Genomic DNA, 713 nt, shown 5'->3' on the forward strand with positions numbered 1-713 from the left:
CGCGTCCCTGGATCAGGCTGTTGTCTGGGACGATGTTGGAACCTTCGACGGCCGCCCTTGGCGCGGCGCGGTGGACATCGTCACTGCGGGCTATCCGTGCCAGCCGTTCTCGGTCGCGGGCAAGCGCCGCGGCGCGGACGACCCGCGCCACCTCTGGCCGCATGTCGCCCGCATCATCGGGGAATGCGAGCCGCCCTTCGTCTTCCTCGAGAATGTCGCCCATCATCTCCACCTCGGCTTCCCCGAAGTCGCCAGCGGATTGGTCGGCATGGGCTACCGCCTTGCGGCAGGCCTCTTCACTGCGGCGGAAGTCGGCGCGCCCCACAAGCGCGAGCGGCTGTTCATCCTCGCCATCCGCGAGGGGGACGAGCTGGCCGACCCCGCGCGCCTGCTCTGGCACCCGGTCGAGTGGCGGGAACCGGACCGAACTGCTGCGCCTCTGGCCGACGCCGAGGGCCAGCGCCAACGAGAACCGGCAGACGAAGCCAACGCCGTCGCAGGCAGCGGGCCAGCACGGCATGAACCTGGCGACCACGGCTGCGATGTGGCCCACGCCGATGGCGAACGATGGGTGCAAGCCGAGCGCGGGCAACCGGCGGACAGCGGACCTGACCCATTCGGCTGGGATGTGGATGACGCCGACGGCCCGCGATCACAAGGATGGCGCGACGAGCCTTGCCAACACGCCGGTGAACGGCCTGCTTGGCCGCCAG

1 protein-coding gene and 1 pseudogene are annotated in these 713 nt (G+C 70.3%); both read left to right on the forward strand.

Going from position 1 to position 713, the window contains the following annotated elements:
• Nucleotides 1-70: 70 nt before the first annotated feature.
• Nucleotides 71-316: pseudogene (locus E3D03_RS21100) on the forward strand (DNA cytosine methyltransferase); the annotation flags it as partial.
• Between the two features lie 202 nt (nucleotides 317-518).
• On the forward strand, nucleotides 519-713 hold a 195-nt coding region (locus tag E3D03_RS21105), incomplete at its 3' end, for a hypothetical protein (RefSeq protein WP_263568563.1).

Origin of the sequence: Paracoccus sp. DMF (assembly GCF_004407025.1) — a bacterium.
GTDB classification, from domain to species: Bacteria; Pseudomonadota; Alphaproteobacteria; order Rhodobacterales; family Rhodobacteraceae; genus Paracoccus; species Paracoccus aminovorans_B.